Here is a 19,018-nt window from a genome sequence, read left to right as displayed (position 1 = left end):
GCTTTAATATATCTTTTATTTTGCTCGAATTTAAATAGTTAGTGTAAAGCTAATGTGTAGAAAGAAATAAGTTTTTATAAAGAAATTGTGAAGCAAGCGTTTTTTCCCTGAAGTTCTAGGAAAAAATTGTCTCAATACACAAATAAAAATCAATAATGATGAAGCAAAATTAAAAAGAATTCATAAAGTGTTACAGGAGACATTTAAATATAAAGACATAGAGTATGCAGAGACACCTCAGTAAGGCGCCTCTGCATAATCATTTAATAACTACACATTTGATAGTAATTTTACACTCTGTCACGTGATGGGCTAGGGCCTTCAATTTCCCAAGTTACATCCTCAACTCTGAAAATAACAGAACCAGCATCGAAAGCATAGCGGTCGCCGTTGCTTGCATCACGCTTCATGGCCCACATATTAGTTTCACCAGTACGGTAGTTGCGCCATACCCAGTCAGGTACACCATCTCCTGTAAAGTCGGCAGTTCCATCAATGCGCCACTGGGTATCTGTGACAGGAGGAGTAATAATGGCGTTTGTCTCGGCTGGGTCATAGTCACCGCTATTTTGCATTCCCCAAATACCAATTCCGCCAGTGCGGTAATTGCGCCAGAGAATATCAGCAACACCATCTGTATCAAAGTCAATTACATCTGCAACTTCCCACTGAGTGTCAGCGATAGGAGTAATAACGTACCCATCAGCGTCATTAAAGTAAGGATTGTTACCCGTGGTAGTATTATTTAATTTCCAGATAGCATTTTCGCCAGTTCTATAATTACGCCAGAGAATATCGGGAATAGCGTCATTATTAAAGTCAGCCCAGCCTTCGATAGTCCAGTCAGTAGGAACTCTCCGAGCGAGAGTTCTGCTTCTGCTGAGGTCAAGAGTAAGGGCGCCAGTTCCAGCAACGTTAGAATCATAGTTATATGCCCATATAGCTATATCACCAGTTCTGTAATTGCGCCAAAGAATCTGAGGTCCACTGCTGCCACCAAAGTTTGTCACCCCTTCCATTTCCCAGTTTGTATCTTCTACAGGACGAAGAGTCTGAGTTCTAGTTGTGCTGGATAAATCAACATCAATACCAGTGTTAGCGTCAAATGTCATAAACCAAACAGCATTTTTACCACTGTCGGGTCCATTCCCATAATTGCGCCAGAAAATATCGGTAATACCGTTGTTATCTACGTCATACAAACCTTCAATTTCCCAATCAGTGTCTCTTACTTCTCGAATGGCCTTAGTTAGTCTTGTGTCTGTACTCAAGCTAAAGGGGTTAGTTGGGTTTGCAGGGTCGTAATTAATACCCCAAACAGCATTCCCCCCACTGAGGCTTCCATTACCATAATTGCGCCATAGTATTTCAGGTGTATTAAAGCCACTAGCGTTGGGAGTACCACCAAAATTAGGAACCCTTGATGAGGCACCAACAGCGGGAGTACCAGCATTACCAACGGCGCCAGTAAAGTTAAGTGTGACGCTAGCACTAACAGTTGGTGAAGAATCTGTTGGTAAACCACCGTACTCGACGACGTAACCTTGGGGTCTATAAGCAGCAAAATTAGTATAATCTTGCTGGTTAGGAAGGTCATTCCACTTACCTATATTTCCAGCATTCGCATTTCCAACTATGTGGGCATAATCTTCACCGTCAGGTTTACCACCATCAGTCGAGTTGTTAGGCTCATTCCTTTGTAAATCCCAGTTGTTGTAGCGCCCATCAATTGCAGCACCTGTACTAGTCCCTCGCCAATATAACCTTCCAATACCACTGGTGTCTGCCTCTAAACCTTCAGGCCCCGTTACCCATCTCCAGTCTCCTTCGGTTATTGCGTCACTGGCGCCTATCCAACCATTACCACTAACTCGACTTTGAATAAAATCTTGTTCAGCTTGAGTGGTGATTGTAGCTAAATACCCTCGTTTTCCTAAATAGTTACGACCCTCAGCAGCAGTTCTGGCATCAGTCCAAGAAATACCAACATTATTTTCACCCGTTACAAACTCGTAAAAATGCCCATTTTCTGGATTTGCAAGCAAATTACCTAAAGAGAATTGAATATTGCGCGCTGCTCCTGGGTTGCTGCCATCAGTATTAGCATACGTAACTCGACGCAATAAACCTTGGTAAACATCAGAACTAAGGGCAGTCGCTGAATCTAAGGTCAGCACACCTCTTGCTTGGTCGTAGTTCCAATTAACTCCATCTGGACTACTACCACTTGTAGCTCCATCAATACCTAAACGGTCTTTACTGGCATCAAAGTTACCAATTAACACCCGTGCGCCATTGAGTGTACCAACATTGGTGATAGTTAAATCTGAGTCAACAACTTGTGGAGCAGTACCCCTGTAATTAATATTGCCAGAAATATTTCCTAACCCCCCGCTAACATCCGCAGCAACAGCAGAACTTGAACTAGAAGAAGCACTTAACGGAGTTGGAGAAGATGATATCGGTAATTCTGTTGATAGCGACAGACTTCGTTGGTAATACTCTTTGAGTTGGTGCTTTAATGAATTAGACACTGGGTTTTCCTCTTACTACATTATTAAATAACTTTCGCTTTAGTGCGTACAAACGTTGAATATGTAGACAAAAAAATTGCACATGCTATCAAGTCATCAGAATCTAGTACATTCACTAAGGTAAATGCACTTCAGCGTGTATATTTGAGTACAAATGATTATGTAGCAAAGACTACTATATAGTCAAATGTCTCATTATGCCCAAAAATATTTTTGTAATAACATTTAATCACAACTTCACGAAAATGTAACATTCGTAACGGATAAAAACTTACAAACGTTACAGTCAAATACTTACGCAATCTCCGCCGATATGAAGAGAATATCTACTGATAAATAAGTATCTCATTATTGCCATATTTTTATATACCAACTTTGTTTAATTAATTAAAATACACAAACATATCAGCGATTAATCGAGTTTGCATAACCTCTAACCCTTGTCAATGAGGGGATTCACTTAAAAATAACAATAATATAAAGCTGTCTTAATATACGCTTTGTCAAACTTTTAAATTACTTATACTTATCTTAAAAAACTTTTCGCGTTTGTGTGCTTAGGAATACAAAGATTAAGAAATAAGAAACTGGGGTTCTTATTTCCTAAGTATTATTTGCGATTTTTCTTAAACCACTCGGCGATACCATTAGAAATAGTGCGTGCCATCTTCTTTTGGTCTTCAGGGTTGGTAATTAGTTCTATTTCATTAGGATTACTCATAAACCCTAGCTCTAGTAGTACAGATGGAGAACTCGCGGGACGTGTTAGCGCTAAGTTATTCCAAAATACTCCATAAGAAGGGCGCCTAATTTTTTCTACTACATAGTTATGTAAAAATAAAGCTAAGTCGTGTGCTTGCGTATTGTACCAAAACGTACCAAATCCTTTAATGTTTTCGGCATCACCATTATCGGGTAACGAGTTATGGTGAACAGATAAAGCGATTGTAGGTTCTTCTGCGTCAATAATTTTTTGACGGTCAACTAGTGAGAGTTCTACATCTGAGTTGCGCGTCATGACTACAGTGGCGCCACGTTTGATTAAGTCTGAGCGTATTAACCTAGAAATAACTAAATTAACATCTTTTTCTAAAGTACCTTCAGGACCAGTGGCGCCAGATTCAGCACCACCATGTCCTGGGTCGAGTAGTACTTTGACACCAGATAATGGTTTGCGTCCAGTTTGAGTGGGGGGGTGACGCATTGTTAAAACTAAGCTAGTGCCTTCATAGCGAAGTTTGTAACCCCACTGTTGATTTGTCTTGAGGTTGAAAGTGTATTGAACTTGATTTGGGTTGACTTGTTGCCAATCAAGACGTGAAATAATTGGGTTATTGTCAGTGCGGAACGTATCGGTTTGTGCAGTGGTGTTATAAAGAGTCAAAGTCAGAGACTTGTCACCTTGCTGGACACTGACAGGAACAGGTACCTGTAGAGGAAAAACTATCTCAGTTTTGCCCTGTAAATTCCGATAGCCAACACTGCGAATAATTGTGCGTGGTGCTACACTACCTGGTATAATACGAGTCTCTTTACTATTAATCCAAGCGCCGTAATCTAAGCGTAACCAATCACCGTCTCTTCCGGTAATTGATGCCCTTGTACCTTTTGGTAGAGGTGTAAGCCGAGAAAAGTCGGTACTGGATCCAGTTCTTGCGACACCAGCGTCGGATGTAACTTCAGCTACTTGCAATTGCGCTCTTGGAAGTACGGTAATATTACCAGTACCAGTTTGGGTAACAGTCTTACCGTTAGTAGTTAGTTGGAATTCCGGTTTACCTAACTCAATCAAAGTGGGAGTATCTGGAATAACTGTACCTGAGATAATGTTATTGCCATAAAGTAACGTACCTGTTTGTTGACTGGATTGTCCAACAGTGGTGCAGCCTTCATACTTACTAACGCTCGAACTCGCAATTGGTTGGTTCCTTCCTGTTAAAGCTGCTTTATTATCGGGAAGTTGTGCAATTTGTGGTTGAGGTAAAAGAGAAATTGTTTGTAAACCAAGTTTGACTCTTACTTTTGAAGCAGGAGGTGCAACGGCACTAAAACATACAGTTTCTCCTGGTAATCGGGCAATATCAACGGATGGTGTGAGAGAATTTGGAGCAAACGTAGCTCTAGTGGGAATTTCCGGTTGTATACTCAACCGCGTTACTTTGATCAACAATTCTTGATTTTGGTAACGAATTGTAAAGTTATTTTCCCCAATCGAGAGCGGTAAGCTTGGTGCAAAATGACCACTCTGACTTCTTTTGATTAGCTTACCATTAATTAAAACTTGTCCGGTTGACGGCGCCGTGCCAATGAAGAAGATTCTATCGGCACTTGTTTTGTGATTGGTTCGCGGGTAAACAACCTTAAGGGATTGTGTACTAGCCAAAACGCTATAGGGGGTGAGTATTGAGCTAATTAAGAATAATCCTAAAACGGGTTTCACGCCACTAAATAAATAAGAACATAACATTTACTGTGGCACAATGACGGGGTGTCTTTTACAGAAGTTGCTAAAATTTGATAATTGATGTATGACTAAGTTTGTATTTGTGACTGGTGGGGTTGTATCTAGTATCGGTAAAGGAATTGTAGCAGCAAGTTTGGGGCGCCTGCTCAAATCCCGCGAATATTCGGTTTCGATTCTAAAACTCGACCCTTATATAAATGTAGACCCAGGTACCATGAGTCCGTTTCAGCATGGTGAAGTATTCGTCACCAAAGATGGAGCGGAAACCGATTTAGACCTGGGGCACTATGAACGCTTTACTGATACGCCAATGTCTCGACTTAACAGCGTGACAACCGGTGCGGTATACCAATCGGTCATCAACCGCGAACGTCGCGGAGACTATAACGGAGGTACCGTCCAAGTTATACCCCACATCACCAACGAAATTAAAGATCGAATTAAGCGTGTCGCCCAAGATACACATCCTGATGTTGTAATTACAGAAATAGGTGGCACAGTTGGTGATATAGAGTCGCTGCCATTTTTGGAGGCCATCCGTCAGTTTCGCAAAGAAGTCGGGCGCCAAAACGTGATTTATATGCACGTAACATTGGTACCGTGGATAGCATCAGCAGGCGAAATGAAAACGAAGCCAACCCAGCACTCAGTCAAAGAACTGCGTTCGATAGGCATTCAACCAGATATATTAGTGTGTCGAAGCGATCGACCAATACCCCCAGGCATCAAAGAAAAGCTTTCAGAATTTTGTGATGTGCCCGTAGAGTGCGTCGTTACTTCCCAAGATGCCAACAGCATTTACGAAGTGCCACTCATGTTAGAGCGCGAAGGATTAGCACATCAAAGCTTAGAGCTTCTACAAATGGAGCAACGCAAACCAGATTTGCGTCAATGGCAAACCTTAGTAGAAAGACTGTACAGCCCCAAATACCAAGTAGAAATTGCCATAGTTGGTAAATATGTACGTTTGAGTGATGCATATCTATCGGTTGTAGAAGCCGTTCGTCATGCGGCAATAGCAACTCATGGAGAATTGCGACTGCGCTGGGTAAACTCCGAAAAACTCGAAACCGAATCAGTTGAAAACTACCTCGAAGGGGTAGATGGTATAATAGTACCGGGCGGATTTGGGACTAGAGGTGTAGATGGAAAAATAGCCGCAATTAAATACGCGCGTGAACATGAAATCCCCTTCTTAGGATTATGTTTGGGAATGCAATGTGCCGTGATTGAGTGGGCAAGAAATGTAGCGGGTTTAATAGATGCCAACAGCGCCGAATTTGCACCTGATGCCGAACATCCGGTAATTAACTTGCTACCTGAACAATTAGATGTAGTGGACTTAGGGGGAACAATGCGTTTAGGTTTATATCCTTGTCGCGTTCTACCAAACACACGTGCCTTCAAACAGTATCAAGAAGAAGTTGTATACGAGCGTCACCGTCACCGCTACGAATTCAACAACGCTTACCGCAGTTTATTTGTAGACTCCGGCTATGTAATTAGTGGTACATCTCCCGATGGGCGCCTGGTTGAAATGATTGAATATCCCGAACACCCGTACTTTGTAGCATCTCAGTTCCACCCAGAATTTCAATCAAGCCCAAGTAAACCGCATCCATTATTTGAAGGATTTCTCGAAGCAGCAATTAGACACTCCCACCCCACAATCAACTTCCCGGCGCCAGCAGAAGTGTTATAAAGTATTGAGTGCTGAATTAAGAGTTATGAGTTATGAGTTATGAGTTAGGAGTTATTAATTGTTTTCTCAGCACTCAGCACTCAGCACTCAGCACTCAGCACTTTTAACTATTAATGGGAGAAAATCGTGGCGCACTGGGAAAAAGTACTATTTGACCGCAACGAGTACATAGTAGACTTTGAGTGCGTCAGTGCCTTTTGCCGCGAACCGAACAGTAGAGTAACATTTTGGCTACCAGATAACGCTATTCCAATTGTGATAAACCCGCAAAGTAACCCAAAAGACTACCAAAAAATTCTTAACTACACCGAAAAAGTTACACAATTGCCTGAAAATACATATTGGGTAAAAATAATATACGAAAGAAACGAGTACATAATCAACCTAAAATGTATCAGTTCATTTTGCCGCGAACCCAATGGTAGAATTACCTTTTGGCTACCCGATAGCACAATACCTATTATCATCAACCCCGTCAGCAACCCCGAATCATACCAAAAAGTCATCGACTACATAGAAAAAGCCACAGGATACTCTATGTAAGTAAAAAGTGCTGAGTGCTGAGCCAGGTAGTAAAGTAGGTTGGGTGAAACGGAGCGCGCAACCCAACATTATAATTCAAAACTAAAGGGAAAATATATTCGATTAGCGAAATTTGCAGGCGCCTCAAAGATTAAGTAATTATTTCTTTAGATGCATGACTGCTCGGAAAATTTTGCCTGATGAAATGTTGGAAGCATTTGAAGCATGACCAAGTAAATACTTCACCTTTGTTTATCTATCAGGTAATATAGACAAATGTACCAATAAAATAAAACATCTCACATGGCAACAGGGATACCTGGTAAAAACGCTTATATCAGTAACTCGATAAATACAAATATATCCTTTCAATTAAATTACGAAGGCAAAATTCCAGCAGAACACGTATTAAAAACTCAACCAGCCAAATTAAAGCATGTCGTCACCGTAGACAAAAACCTGAAAAATAAATTAATCTACGGAGAAAATTTAAGGGTATTAAGCTCCTTATTAAAAGACCCTACCGTTGCTGGAAAAGTTGGATTAATCTACATAGACCCTCCCTACGCAACAGGAAGCAGCTTTGAATCTCGTAAAAGCGACCATGCTTACCACGACTGCATGGAAGGAGCAGTATATTTAGAATTTTTGCGTCAGAGACTAATACTACTAAAAGAACTTTTATCTGAGCAAGGCGCCATATATGTCCATCTAGACGAAAACATGGCTTTTCCAGTAAAAATTATCATGGACGAAATATTTGGCGCCAGAAATTTCCGTAACTGGATAACAAGGAAAAAATGTAATCCCAAAAACTACACACGTAAGCAGTACGGAAATGTTGCTGATTACATATTATTTTATACAAAGACCGACAAATACACATGGAACCAGCCGTTTGAAGCATGGACAGAAGCAGCAATAAAAAAAGAATATCAATATGTAGAAGAAGGAACAGGAAGACTATATAAAAAAGTTCCTATTCATGCACCTGGGACTAGAAAAGGTTCAACAGGTAAACCTTGGAGAGGAATGTTACCCCCTCCTGGAAAACACTGGCAATATACTCCTGAAACATTGGACGAAATGGATGCAAGAGGAGAAATATATTGGTCTCCAACAGGAAACCCTAGACGAAAAGTTTATTTAGATAACAGTCAAGGCATAGGGGTTCAAGATATTTGGCTTGATTATAAAGACGCTCACAACCAAAATATTAAAATTACCGGTTATCCTACAGAGAAGAACCCAGATTTGATAAAAAGAATAATTCTTGCTTCATCGAATGCAGGAGATTTAATACTAGACGCATTTGCAGGAAGTGGAACCACTGCTGCGGTAGCAGAAGAATTAGGCAGACAATGGATAACTATCGATAATTCTCCCCTAGCTATAGCTACAATAATTAAACGTTTAGTCCAAGGTAGCGAGGTCATGGGTGATTTTGTCAACGGAAATAATTTTCAATCAAGACAAATGTCTTTGATAGATACGAAGAGGGTTTTACATAGCGGTTTAGACTTTTATATTGAGGAACACCCGGAATTAGAAACTATAGATGAATCTTTAATAAAAGATTGGGATAGTAAACTAAATTTGGAGACCAAATATATTCGTCCTCTAAGTATTTGATAGTTTTTTAAAAAATATCAATAATGTCATGCTGAACGTAGTGAAGCATCTAGATTCTAGCCTGCGGCAAAGGCTCCGCATTACGCTACGTGACTAATGACAATTTGGTATTTATTTTTGTTAATGCCAATTTTGCGGCGCCTAACATACCTGCTGAATTACCCAACTCTGCTGGTAAAATTTCTAAACCAGCGCGCGACGTAATAAAGACTCGCTTTTCAATTTCAGCTTTGGCACTAGGTATAAAAAACTTTGCACTGGCGCCTACTCCACCACCAATTAAAATAGCTTGTGGTGTCAGCACGTAAATTAAACTAGTTAAACCAATACCTAAATCTCTGCCGTATTCTTGCCAAAAGTTTAAAGCTTCTACATTACCAGTTTCTGCTAATTCCCCTAATTCCGAAGGTTCTTTACCAGTACGGCGCCTAATTGCCCGAATCGAAGTAAATTGTTCTAATGAGCCTTGGTTGCCACTGTTACATTCTGGACCATCTGAGTGTAAGCTAATTAAACCAAGTTCACCTGCGGCGCCATGATGTCCAATAAATAATTTACCGTCAATAAAGACGGCGCCACCAACACCAGTACCCAAGGTCAGCATAATAAAATTTTTGAACCGACGACCGGCGCCTAGCCAAGCTTCACCTAAACCAGCACAGTTAGCATCGTTAGCCAAAATAGTCGGTTTGCCTGTTTTTTCTTCTAACCATTGAGCTAACGGAACATCACGCCAACCTGGTAAATTAATAGACACTAGCGCAATTCGTCCCTCTGGGTCACTTGGTCCAGGCATTCCAAGACCAATAGCAACGGCTTGATTATTTGAATCCAGTTCTTGTAATGCGCTAACTATTACATTCAATACCATTTCAGGAGCAGGAGGTTGAGGAGTTGCAACGGTTATCGACTGTAAAAGGGCGCCGTCAACAGTAAATCTCCCCAACTTTATCGCTGTTCCACCTAGGTCAATCCCAATAACTTGAATATTATTATTTGTCATTGGTAGTTTTTTTGCCTAGCCTAATTTCTTCACTTCGTGTACTTCAGATTTTTTGACATTCACATAAGTGACAGGAGAAATATTAAAACTACCTTCACTAGCAATATTAGTTACAGGCTTACCATGTAATATCCCGGTTAAAGCAACCGAAAGCATGAAACCGCCAGTCGTAGCAGCAATCAAGGACATCTTATCTTTCACGTTCAGACTCTCTGTTATAAATAGAACAAAATATATAGATTAACAAATGAAATTGGATTTATGGCACGTTGTAAGCACTTTAGTGCTTTCATGTACAAGCACTAAAGTGCTTACAACGTGCTTACAACGTGCTTACAACGTGCTTACAACGATCTTCTACACTAATTCCTAATTTGTTTTCGTAAGCGTGGGTTAACCAAATCGTTCAACCCCTCACCAAATAGGGATAAACCTACTACCATCAAAGTTAGTGCTAAACCCGGAAATAAAGTAGTCCACCAAATTCCTGTAGGTAAAGCTTCTAAAGCTTGCTTTAAATCATGCCCCCATTCAGGAACTTCATCAGGAAGCCCTAGTCCTAAAAATCCTAATCCACCCAACACTAGAATGGCATCCGCAGCATTAAGGGTAAAGAGTACAGGTACACTTTGGATAACATTGAAAAACAAATATTTGCTAAGTACCTGCCAAGTGTTGGCGCCCATTGCCTGAGCAGCTTCGATAAATACCTCTGTTTTCACACTAACTGTATGATTCCGTACAACTCTATAATACTGGGGTATATAAGCAATACTAATAGCGATAGCAGCGTTTAATATTCCGCGTCCAACAACAAAAGCTAGCGTTACCGAAAGCAACAATCCCGGCAAAGTATAAATACTATCCATAATAAATAGTAATACTTTGTCTAACTTGCCGCCCGTGTAACCACTTAACATTCCCAGTGGAACACCAATAACCATACTTAACGCCGTCGCGACTATTACAACTTGTAAAGCAGCTTGGGCGCCGAACATAGTCCGAGAAAACACATCATACCCCAGGCGACTAGTACCAAACCAGTACTTACCAGAAGGCGCCTCATGCATAGGGTTACTAAGAAACTCAGTAGGATTTTGTAGAATTCCAATAGCTTGTAAAACAGGCGCAAAAAACGCCAGCAATATAAAAAATAAAGTTAACGCCAACCCCACATACATCAACTTCTGCGAAAGACTAGGATTTTGGGGAAGCTGTAGAAACTTAGGTAGAGGACTCTTTGTAACAGCCATATATTTAAAAGTTAGGAGTTAGGAGTTAGGAGTTAGGAATTAGTAGAGACCGAATTAATTAGGTCTGTACAGAATTAGGAGTTATGAGTTAAGAGTTTTAATATATAACAATAGTTTTGTCAATGGAATATACAACCAATTGAACGCACATCGCAACAAAATGTTTCATTGGGGGCAAATATAACACTTGTAGTATAAATACACTTCTTGTGGAACAGGCATCCCTGCCTGTTACCCTAATATTGGGTTTTATAAGAATCTTTGCTACTTTAGAGCAAAAAGGATATTTTTATATCTAATTTTTAGAAAGTTAGTGGAAGCAAAAACGTTTGTTGCAATTGCAAAATATAGAGGAAGTGCGAAATCTTTGGCTTGAAGGCATTGAAAGCGGTACGGGTAAATATACACCAATGTACAGCTTCAATATTATACCTGTCAAAGACTATGACCCAATCAGGCGAAAGGTTCATATCAATCAAAATTTTCATGCCGTTTTTAAAGGTACTTCAATCTCTTCTGCCCGCCAAGCTGCATAAGCCAGTGCTTCGTAAATATCTCCCTCTTCTAAATACGGATAAGCTTTAAGAATATCATTCTGTGAGTGTCCAGACGCTAGTAAGCCAACAACAGTGCCGACGGTAACACGCATTCCTCGAATGCAAGGTTTACCACCCATTACTTCTGGGTTACGAGTAATTCTAGTAAGGTTTTGCATAATTTATATATTGAACAACGTAAATGGGCAAAGCTTTTGAATGATGAATTTATATTGATAATTATATGTTTTGGCGCCTATTTTAGATTGATTTTGTTCTGCGTTGTGTAATCATGACCCACACCTAAGTTTTATGGGACGGGCAAGGATGCCCATCCCACAAGATGTTTAGCACATTTTGGGTTGGTTTGGTTTTTGGGAGTTGTTCTAGATGTTGGTTTCGATTAATTGACGGTATTGGCTTTTTTGCTTGACGCCTTTGACTTCTTGGAGTAACTCTTTGTCTTTGAAGAACTGAACTGTGGGTGTGCCTGTTACACCAGCGTTTTCGGCGATGTCGCGGTCTTTGTCGATGTCTATTTCGACGAAGTGTATTTTACCGTCGAATTCGTCTACTACTTTGTTTAATATGGGTTTTAGGGTGTGGCATGGGCCGCAACCTGGTGATACATATTTAACAACGATTAATCTATCGCTGTCGTGGAATAGTTTCCGCAGTGCCAAACCACCTTCGTGACGTGTTGCGCTGAGACTAAATTCGACAGGCGCCACTGTTTTCGCTGACTCTTCATGTTCGAGTTCATTATCTGGAGTGTGCGGCGCCTGTTTGTATTCTTGAACTAAGTCATTTACAGACAACCAACGTTCTGCCAACATTGCAGCGGCACATCCCGAACCTGCGGCTGTAATAGCTTGACGATATTCGTGGTCTTGTACGTCACCTGCTGCGTATACACCTTCTACACTGGTTTCTGGTGAACCAGGTTTAGTAACAATGTAACCTACTTCGTCAAGTTGAATTTGTCCTTCAAATAATGATGTATTGGGTTTGTGACCGATGGCGTAAAATAAGCCCTTGGCATGTAATAAACTTTCCTCACCCGTCTTAGTGTTACGAACTTTTACCCCTTCCATGTGCCCGTTACCGTAAATATCTACAGCTTCGGTGTTCCAATGTACGGTGATTTTGGGGTTAGTTAATACACGGTCTTGCATTGCTTTCGACGCGCGCATTTTCTCGGTACGCACAAGCAAGTTCACCTTGGAACCATATTTAGTTAAGTAAATAGCCTCTTCTGCTGCTGAATCTCCGGCGCCTATTACAGCAAGTTCAGCACCGTGAAATATCGGGGTGGCACCGTCACAAATAGCACACGCGCTTATGCCTCGACTCCAAAAAGTATGCTCGCTAGGTAAACCTAAACGTTTTGCAGTGGCGCCAGTAGCTATGATAATACTGTGGGTTTTAAATTCCCTTTCTTCAGAGCGCACCGTAAAAGGACGCTGACTCAAATCAACTGATATCACATCCTCAGTATATAACTCGGCGCCCCATCTTTCTGCTTGCGCCTTCATTTTATCCATCAACTCAGGCCCAGTAATACCAGCAGGAAACCCAGGAAAGTTCTCAACCTCAGTCGTCGTCATTAACTGCCCACCAGGTAAACCCCCCGCTTGGAAACCCTCAAACACAACAGGTTTAAGGTTCGCGCGACCTGCGTATATAGCAGCAGTATATCCAGCAGGGCCAGAACCAATAATTACTACGTTTTCTACTGTGGGATTTGTCATAACAGGTTATACAAACTCATAACGACTACGTTTAATTTAATATAGCACATTTTTAGCTATGAGCAAATGTGTATTGGCAACGGATGTAACGGATGTAACGGATAGACGTAGGTTGGCTGGTGGAACGGAACCCAACATATTAAGCGCGCGTTGTACGTTGGGAGACAAAAACAACGCCCGTAATTGTAGATTTTTCGATTGCATTCTTACCCGCATAGGGTTGAAAACCCATATGCTAATAGTACAAGTCCTCTAAAAGAGGACTGAATAAAAATAGTAACGTTTATGCGATGCACGTAGAGACGTTACATGTAACGTCTCCAAGCAGGTTTTGAATCCCCATGCGTATGTTCCATTTATCTATAGGGAAAGAAAGCTTGTTTTGTGATTTTAGATATCTTGGATTGTAATGGCGCCAACTAGCAACAGCTAAAAAGAATTTGAGCAAAACAGAAATGGCACAACAAATGCAAACAAGCAGATCATCTCTTGAGCGTCTGTTAGACCCTGATAATCCTGCTGTAACACTGGATACGATTGAACGTGCAGCTAGAGTAATTGGAAAAAAGGTGCGTTTTGAACTAGTAGATTGATGTGTATTTAAGGCGCCTCTACCAAAACTATAATTTAACGCGCTCCACTTGCGGAACACTAGCTTTGTTATAAGCCAGCAAGAAAATTGGAAGCGTGCGGACATTATTTTTTTGCTTTCTCAACGCCAAAGCCAGTTAGCTGGAGTACTTTAGGCGTATGAAATCCAATTACAATGTCAGATTTGGGTACTTCTATTTCGATTCATTCGGTTGCAATATCTACTTTTGTCTCCAATTGATAAGCTCGTAATAAGCGCTTTTTGTGTTTTTCTTTAAAAAGCGCATAATACAAACCTTATACTTTAACTAAACTTCTTGTAATTCCTGTGTAGTTTGAATTTTTGGCAGTGGTTCCAACGGTGTAGTAACAGGAGAGTAGCGGCAATAACAAACAACTATTGCTTCAAAACCGCTATTTGATTGTCCTGATGGGTACTCCTCAACTCGCGTTACCTGCCAATCTCCAACCCGACTGTGAGTACTGGCGCCAGGAAATGCAGGGTCTGCAAACTGTTCAATTTTGTGATACTCCCTTAGCCTGTAACCTTGTGTTGGTGATGGGGAGTTAGATGAGTCATAGTGTTCCGCAAGAATATCTGTCAAGGCGCCTGTGTGAGCTAATACTCTCTCTTCCCACCCAGAATCTGACATCGACTCAGTTTTAAAAATAATATATTTGCCCATGTTTTAGTCCTCTTGGTAATAATCAGGAAATTTGGTATCACCCTTAAACACACAGTCAACTTTTAAGACTTTGCCTCCTGTGCGCTCTATTCGCAGTAATTCCCACCCATATTTTGCTTCCATTTGTCTGCACTTTTGTGGGTCGGTAGCAGAGTGTCGGGACTCTGGCTTTTCTGCGTTCTCGTTCATCGTTACACCCCTCTTTATTAGCTTGACAGCTTTCTGTCACGCTGTTTTTCTGTCCTGTTTTCTGGGTAATGAAGGTTGTTGAGCTGCAATCGCGTCCATAACCAGCTTTTCCACAAGGTTAGAGACTGTGCGGTTTTCTAGTTCTGCCCAAACTTCTAAATTACCCTTAATTTCGTCAGTACAAGTAAAAGTGACTTTGGCTTTTTTAGTGGCTCCCATAGCTTCTGAAGATATTTGATATCTCCAGTTAACAACAGAAGTCTTCATCTTAACACAGCTTCAGAAGCTATCAGTTAAATTAATATAACTTCAGAAGCTATCAGTTAAATTAATATAACTTCAGAAGCTATCAAACTTTATGATAGGTTATATGGCTCTGTGAAACTCCCCACTCTCGCTTGTGGGTTCTTTTAACATAAATATTTTGGAGTAATGAATGGTTTTAGCAGGCACCAGTCAGTGTACTATTGACTTAATATGCCAAAACTAGCATAATTAAAAAGATGGTATCTTTGCTAAAACCAGCTAGGAATGACTGAAGAAATTAGTGTATATGAAGGCAGTGGAAATGTTTTTGCGGATTTAGGTCTGCCAAACCCTGATGAATTGCTTGTAAAAGCAGAACTGGTACGTCGCATCAGTGAAATTATTAGCAAACAAAACATCACCCAAGTTCAAGCAGCAGAACTTTTAGGAATTGACCAACCTAAAATTTCCGCATTACTTAAAGGAAAATTATCAGGTTTTTCAACTGAAAGACTTTTTCGATTTTTAAATATTTTGGGATGTGATATAGAGATTGTTGTGAAAGCTAAACCTGAATCGCAAAAACATGCTCAGACAAAAGTTTGTAGTTATTAGGGTGTATGGTTAGAAGATTGGCAACGGATGAGAGCGGATGTAACGGATGGCTTGTGCGTTACACTGATTGCCAAAGGTAGGTAAATCTGTTTTTAGGGTCTAAACGATTAATTTAACAACAGTTGTGTATCTGAAGCTTTAACATGACCTGGTTTCAGCCAACTAAATAACTCTCCAACACTCAGCTTTAAATTCGTAATAAAATCAGGAGTAGGAAGCAATAATTCTGGTTCTTGTAGAAAAATAGGTTGTTGAGACTGAGGATAAGCAATAACAGATTTTTCGGAAGGGTCAACTAACCACTCCATCTGACAACCTGCTTTGAGGCAATGTAATATATTATTTATAACTTTTGTCTGGCTTTGCTCAGGTGATAAAATTTCAATCGTCCAGTCTGGGTGAGCGGAAAAAACATTTGTAATATCACCTTCTTCATCTAAAGGAATACGGTTCCAGGTAAAAACAGCAACATCTAGGACAATGGAACGTCCACAAAAAGTATACCTTAACTCTGGAAATGCCCAAGCTATGTGTTGACATTTTGCCGCTAGATTTGCTGTTGCTGCCAGTTCTCCCTTAATTGTACTATGTTTTCCTTTTGGCATCGGCTTCTGGATAATTTGGCCATCAATGTACTCGCGCTTCGGGTTTAGTTTCGGGTAACTGTAAAAATTCTGCTAGCGTTAATGATTTAGTTGGAGTTTGAACCATAGTATCAAAGTTCAAGTATTTATTTTCGCAATTTTCTTACATGATAGCTTTTGAATGCTACGTTTAGATGAGATGCCGTAAGCCTACAAGTGATTTTATATACCAAAAAATAATGATATGAAGGACTAGTTTATGATAGTAGAAGTAATAGTTAGTAGCTAAAGTATGGCACAAGCAACTTTAAATGAAATATTAAGTCAACTTGAAACTCTCGAGATAGAAGAACTCAATCAACTTAACCAAACAATTCAAAAACGTTTAGCTGATAAAGAGAAGTCACGCGCGCGAGCCGCATTTCATCAAGCACTGTTAGATTCTGGCTTAGTAAAACAGATTAAGCGTCCTTGTTATGACCCAATTTCTGAACGACGTTTATATAAGGTTGAGGGAAAGCCTGTTTCAGAAACTATAATTGAGGAACGCCGTTAAATGGCAGTTTATTTCTTAGATAGTAGTGCATTGGTAAAGCGTTACATCACTGAAACTCCTATAAGATTTGTATCTGCAGATAATGAGTTAAATGCAGCGATAATAGCTGAGGGATTGACAATTGAAAATCCTAATAACCCCTTATCTTAATACTGCTTTGTCCGTTATCATTTTTCATACGGCAACGGACGATGCTATTAACTTATTAAGTGTACGCGAAGAGTGCTTATCATCTTGAATCATGGCGCCTACTTTTACAATGCCTGTGTCGTTTGAATTTTTGACAGTGGTTTTAACGGTGTAGTAACAGGGGAGTAGCGGTAGTAACAAATAACTATTGTCTCGAAATCACTATCCGGTTGTCCTGATGGGTACTGCTCGACTCGCATTACCTCCCAATCTCCAACCCGACTGTGGGTACTGGCGCCTCTTAAACGAGGGTCAGCAAATTGCGATGGTTCGATGAAACTCCCTTGGTCTATAACCAGGTTGCGGTATTGGGCGCCCGCTATTCGAGTCAAAGTGTTCTACAAGGATATCCGTTATGGCGCCTGTGTGAGCTAGCTGCCTAGTTTCGGTGCCGTGTTCTTCCCTCCAGTCTGTGCGTCCGATAATATATTTTATGCCCATCGGTTAATCCTCTATAAGTAGGAAATTCTGTTTTTCCCTCGATACGCAATTCCATTTGAGTATTTTGGCACCTGTAAGTTCTATTCGCAGCGTCCAAGCATATCTATTCTTTATTTTAGTAACATCCCTATCTCTTAGTAAGTGTGTACTGAAAAAGTTTCTCTGAATCTCTTAAGCGTGTTGTGATAGAAAACTAAAAAAAATGGGAATACTTAGATACGTATGCGGCAATTAGTTATGAGTTATGAGATTAAGGAGGTTTAGATAGTTGTTGTTGCCTGAATTCGCACAAGTAGCGATAAACACCGCTCAGTAATCTTGCAACTCAATAAATTGTAAGCAGTATCAGAAAATAATTAATATTAGGAGAAAATATGACTGCTCAAATACCTACACAACAATCGGTTTCAGCATCTGAAATGCTTGAAAAAATTCGGCAACAATTTGATAATGCCCCCTATCCAAGAGTTCCTATAGAGAAATCGCCGAAAGACGATGCAAACTTATTATATTTTCATAACTTAACAACATCTTACTATTTAAGGAATCAACAAGTTATTGACCTTAAAGGAAAAGTAATTCTTGATGCGGGTTGTGGAACAGGTTACAAAACCCTAATACTAGCTCTTGCAAACCCTGAAGCTAGAATTGTTGGAATTGATTTTTCTGAAGAATCGGTCAGACTTGCAGAGAAACGCTTGCAGTTCCACGGAGTTGATAATGTAGAATTTCATGTACTCTTGCTTGAAGACCTGCCGAAACTGGGTATAAATTTTGACTACATCAATTGCGATGATGTGCTGTATCTTTTAGAAGATGCGACAACAGGTTTGCAAGCGATGAAGTCAGTTTTAACACCGGAAGGTATTATTCGTGCAAACCTCCATAGTTCGCTACAACGCGCTAATTTTTTCCGCGCGCAAAAACTCTTTAAGTTCATGGGTTTAATGGATAATAATCCAGAAGAAATGGAACTTGGTATTGTCCGTGACATTATGAAAGCTCTTAAAGATGGAGTTTTGATTAAGACACAGACTTGGAATCCCAGAAGTGAAACTGAAAATGAGGCAATACTAGCCAATCACATGCTGGTTGGAGATAAAGGCTTTACAATTCCGGAGTTTTTCGCAATTTTACGTGGAGCCGGATTAGAATTTATTAGTATGGTCAACTGGATGCAATGGGATGTAATGGAACTTTTCAAAGAGCCAGATAATTTGCCTGCATACGTTGCAATGTGTTTACCTGACCTCTCAGATCAAGAAAAACTGCACTTGTTTGAACTAATACACCCAAATCAGCGCTTGCTAGATTTGTGGTGTGGTCATCCTGAACAAGGGCATTCATTTACACCTATTGTAGAGTGGACAGATTCAGATTGGCAAAATAGCAAAGCATATTTGCACCCCCAGCTCAAAACTCCAAAATTTCGTGAAGACCTTACTGCTTGCGTAACAGAGTTAAGAGCCTTCCCAATTAGCCAACATTTACCGTTGATAAGAGCCAGTAGTAAGTATTGATAGC

At 40.3% G+C, this 19,018-nt stretch carries 20 protein-coding genes and 1 pseudogene; 6 read left to right on the top strand and 15 right to left on the bottom strand.

Annotation, left to right across the window (positions count from 1 at the left end):
- Positions 1–290: 290 nt before the first annotated feature.
- Positions 291–2,534, bottom strand: a complete 2,244-nt coding sequence (locus DSM106972_RS07350; protein WP_127080085.1) for a lectin-like protein — start codon at positions 2,532–2,534, stop codon at positions 291–293.
- Between the two features lie 610 nt (positions 2,535–3,144).
- Entirely contained in the window at positions 3,145–5,001 is a 1,857-nt protein-coding gene (locus DSM106972_RS07345) for an N-acetylmuramoyl-L-alanine amidase family protein (protein ID WP_186538889.1), read from the bottom strand.
- 61 nt (positions 5,002–5,062) lie between these two features.
- Between DSM106972_RS07345 and pyrG the strand changes: the two genes are divergently transcribed.
- The 3 genes from pyrG (at position 5,063) to DSM106972_RS07330 (ending at position 8,854) form a co-directional block, all read left to right on the top strand.
- Complete coding sequence (pyrG, locus tag DSM106972_RS07340) at positions 5,063–6,700, top strand: CTP synthase (protein WP_127080083.1); 1,638 nt, start codon at positions 5,063–5,065, stop codon at positions 6,698–6,700.
- Positions 6,701–6,826: 126 nt separating this feature from the next.
- Positions 6,827–7,243: a hypothetical protein gene (locus DSM106972_RS07335; RefSeq protein WP_127080082.1), complete on the top strand. Its 417-nt coding sequence runs from the start codon at positions 6,827–6,829 to the stop codon at positions 7,241–7,243.
- Positions 7,244–7,525: 282 nt separating this feature from the next.
- Positions 7,526–8,854, top strand: coding sequence for a site-specific DNA-methyltransferase (locus DSM106972_RS07330; RefSeq protein ID WP_127080081.1), 1,329 nt, complete (start codon positions 7,526–7,528; stop codon positions 8,852–8,854).
- Positions 8,855–8,939: 85 nt separating this feature from the next.
- On the opposite strand, the gene DSM106972_RS07325 is transcribed toward DSM106972_RS07330, so the two are convergent.
- The 10 genes from DSM106972_RS07325 to DSM106972_RS07275 form a co-directional block, all read right to left on the bottom strand.
- Entirely contained in the window at positions 8,940–9,857 is a 918-nt protein-coding gene (locus tag DSM106972_RS07325) for an ROK family protein (RefSeq protein ID WP_127080080.1), read from the bottom strand.
- A 15-nt stretch (positions 9,858–9,872) separates the two neighbouring features.
- On the bottom strand, positions 9,873–10,046 hold the full coding sequence (locus tag DSM106972_RS07320; protein WP_411675282.1) for a hypothetical protein: 174 nt from the start codon (positions 10,044–10,046) through the stop codon (positions 9,873–9,875).
- 173 nt (positions 10,047–10,219) lie between these two features.
- Positions 10,220–11,110 (bottom strand): ABC transporter permease, encoded by an 891-nt coding sequence (locus tag DSM106972_RS07315; protein WP_127080078.1) that lies wholly within the window; start codon positions 11,108–11,110, stop codon positions 10,220–10,222.
- A gap of 484 nt (positions 11,111–11,594) precedes the next feature.
- Positions 11,595–11,825 (bottom strand): DUF433 domain-containing protein, encoded by a 231-nt coding sequence (locus DSM106972_RS07305; protein ID WP_127080077.1) that lies wholly within the window; start codon positions 11,823–11,825, stop codon positions 11,595–11,597.
- Positions 11,826–12,032: 207 nt separating this feature from the next.
- Positions 12,033–13,397 (bottom strand): thioredoxin-disulfide reductase, encoded by a 1,365-nt coding sequence (trxB, locus tag DSM106972_RS07300; protein ID WP_127080076.1) that lies wholly within the window; start codon positions 13,395–13,397, stop codon positions 12,033–12,035.
- 36 nt (positions 13,398–13,433) lie between these two features.
- Positions 13,434–13,601 (bottom strand): hypothetical protein, encoded by a 168-nt coding sequence (locus DSM106972_RS53220; RefSeq protein WP_233787871.1) that lies wholly within the window; start codon positions 13,599–13,601, stop codon positions 13,434–13,436.
- 79 nt (positions 13,602–13,680) lie between these two features.
- Positions 13,681–14,094 carry a hypothetical protein gene (locus DSM106972_RS55690; RefSeq protein WP_222596630.1) on the bottom strand — a complete coding sequence of 138 codons (414 nt, stop codon included), beginning with the start codon at positions 14,092–14,094 and terminating at the stop codon, positions 13,681–13,683.
- Between the two features lie 202 nt (positions 14,095–14,296).
- On the bottom strand, positions 14,297–14,674 hold the full coding sequence (locus DSM106972_RS07285) for a hypothetical protein (protein WP_127080074.1): 378 nt from the start codon (positions 14,672–14,674) through the stop codon (positions 14,297–14,299).
- A 3-nt stretch (positions 14,675–14,677) separates the two neighbouring features.
- Positions 14,678–14,863: a hypothetical protein gene (locus DSM106972_RS07280; protein WP_127080073.1), complete on the bottom strand. Its 186-nt coding sequence runs from the start codon at positions 14,861–14,863 to the stop codon at positions 14,678–14,680.
- 36 nt (positions 14,864–14,899) lie between these two features.
- A complete protein-coding gene (locus DSM106972_RS07275) occupies positions 14,900–15,130 on the bottom strand; it encodes a ribbon-helix-helix domain-containing protein (RefSeq protein WP_233787733.1) in 231 nt (76 codons plus the stop codon).
- Between the two features lie 264 nt (positions 15,131–15,394).
- Here DSM106972_RS07275 and DSM106972_RS07270 point away from each other — a divergent pair, with 264 nt between their 5' ends.
- Positions 15,395–15,724 carry a helix-turn-helix domain-containing protein gene (locus DSM106972_RS07270; RefSeq protein ID WP_127080072.1) on the top strand — a complete coding sequence of 110 codons (330 nt, stop codon included), beginning with the start codon at positions 15,395–15,397 and terminating at the stop codon, positions 15,722–15,724.
- 107 nt (positions 15,725–15,831) lie between these two features.
- On the opposite strand, the pseudogene DSM106972_RS07265 reads toward DSM106972_RS07270, so the two are convergent.
- Positions 15,832–16,435 (bottom strand): annotated as a pseudogene (locus DSM106972_RS07265) (Uma2 family endonuclease).
- A gap of 165 nt (positions 16,436–16,600) precedes the next feature.
- Here DSM106972_RS07265 and DSM106972_RS07260 point away from each other — a divergent pair.
- On the top strand, positions 16,601–16,864 hold the full coding sequence (locus tag DSM106972_RS07260; RefSeq protein WP_127080071.1) for a hypothetical protein: 264 nt from the start codon (positions 16,601–16,603) through the stop codon (positions 16,862–16,864).
- A 254-nt stretch (positions 16,865–17,118) separates the two neighbouring features.
- Here DSM106972_RS07260 and DSM106972_RS07250 read toward each other — a convergent pair whose 3' ends face one another.
- Positions 17,119–17,385, bottom strand: a complete 267-nt coding sequence (locus DSM106972_RS07250; RefSeq protein ID WP_233787732.1) for a hypothetical protein — start codon at positions 17,383–17,385, stop codon at positions 17,119–17,121.
- A complete protein-coding gene (locus tag DSM106972_RS53210; protein WP_233787731.1) occupies positions 17,306–17,494 on the bottom strand; it encodes a hypothetical protein in 189 nt (62 codons plus the stop codon). The genes DSM106972_RS07250 and DSM106972_RS53210 overlap by 80 nt, the downstream gene beginning before the upstream one ends.
- Positions 17,495–17,868: 374 nt before the next feature.
- On the opposite strand from DSM106972_RS53210, the gene DSM106972_RS07245 reads away from it, so the two are divergent.
- Positions 17,869–19,014 (top strand): class I SAM-dependent methyltransferase, encoded by a 1,146-nt coding sequence (locus DSM106972_RS07245; RefSeq protein ID WP_325052161.1) that lies wholly within the window; start codon positions 17,869–17,871, stop codon positions 19,012–19,014.
- Positions 19,015–19,018: the final 4 nt, after the last annotated feature.

The organism is Dulcicalothrix desertica PCC 7102 (genome assembly GCF_003991905.1).
Taxonomy (GTDB): domain Bacteria; phylum Cyanobacteriota; class Cyanobacteriia; order Cyanobacteriales; family Nostocaceae; genus Dulcicalothrix; species Dulcicalothrix desertica.
The sequence above is the reverse complement of the archived record's forward strand: the minus strand, read 5'-3'. Positions and strand labels throughout refer to the sequence as shown.